At 69.7% G+C, this 933-nt stretch carries 2 protein-coding genes; both read right to left on the bottom strand.

Translation table 11 applies throughout. The features are described from left to right. Positions 1-292, bottom strand: a 292-nt coding sequence (locus tag G3446_RS26965; protein WP_164456721.1) for an AAA family ATPase, incomplete at its 3' end; no start/stop codon positions are given. Continuing rightward, positions 292-933 (bottom strand): Mu transposase C-terminal domain-containing protein (locus G3446_RS26960; protein ID WP_164456720.1); only part of this gene is annotated, 642 nt, incomplete at its 5' end. The genes G3446_RS26965 and G3446_RS26960, both read right to left, overlap by 1 nt.

Raw genomic sequence — 933 nt, 5'->3', positions numbered from 1 at the left:
CCGCCAGTCCCAGCTCCCAGGCGATGCTCTTGTACATGTCCATGACGTTGCCGGTCGAGAGCGGGATATAGAACACCCGATAGAGCCCGGGATGCAGATCGGCGGCGACCTTGCGGCAGACCGTCGTCTTGCCCGAGCCGGCCTCGCCGGTCACCAGGCCGATGGCGCGCAGCTCCAGCAGATGCGTCAGGCGCGCCGCGGCCTCGGTGAGGCTGGCGGCGGCGAACAGCGCATCCGGCGGCGGGACCAGATCGAAGGGAAAGGCCGTGAGGGCGAAGTGCTTGCGATACATCAGCGTCCCTCCGGCGTGTCGTCGGCGCCCGAGGGCAGCTCGCGCAGGCGCAGCGCCGAGGGCTTGGGCTCAGGGGCGCTACCCGCGATCGCCAAGTTGCGCGAGGGGCGATCGCGCTTGATGAAGCAATTGGCATCGGTATCGACCGGACGCGCCAGCGCCAGGCGCTGCCCCTGAAAGCACACCTGGACCGGGCGCTCGGGCGGTGCGCTCGGATCAAAACGCAGCGTCACGGTCTCCCCGACCAGGGCGGCATCGACCTCGTAGACCACCCCGTTGAGGCTGACGGTGCGATCCTTCTGCACCTTGCGCACCGCCTCCTGCAAGAACAGATCGGCCAGGTCCACGTCCGGCTCCGGGAAGCGCACCCCGGCGCCGGTGCGCGCCCATTGCTCGAGCGGCGTGGCGCCCTCCAGGCCGCGATGGGGGCTGTGGTGGTACTCGCCCTCGACCCAGCCAGCGAGGCGGCGATTGAGCGCCGTGAGGCTCGCCACGTCGGCCTCGGTCAGGCGGGTGAGCAGCTGCGCGCGCACGGTCTTGAACCAGCGCTCGATCTTGCCTTTGCCCTGGGGCTGATAGGGCCGGGCATGAATGAGGGCGATGCCGAGCTTGGCGCAAACGAGCGCGAGGTGCTTGGAGCG

This window comes from Thiorhodococcus minor, from assembly GCF_010820565.1.
Classification (GTDB): domain Bacteria; phylum Pseudomonadota; class Gammaproteobacteria; order Chromatiales; family Chromatiaceae; genus Thiorhodococcus; species Thiorhodococcus minor.
Note: the sequence above shows the minus strand (reverse complement) of the source record. Positions and strands in the feature narration are given on the sequence as shown.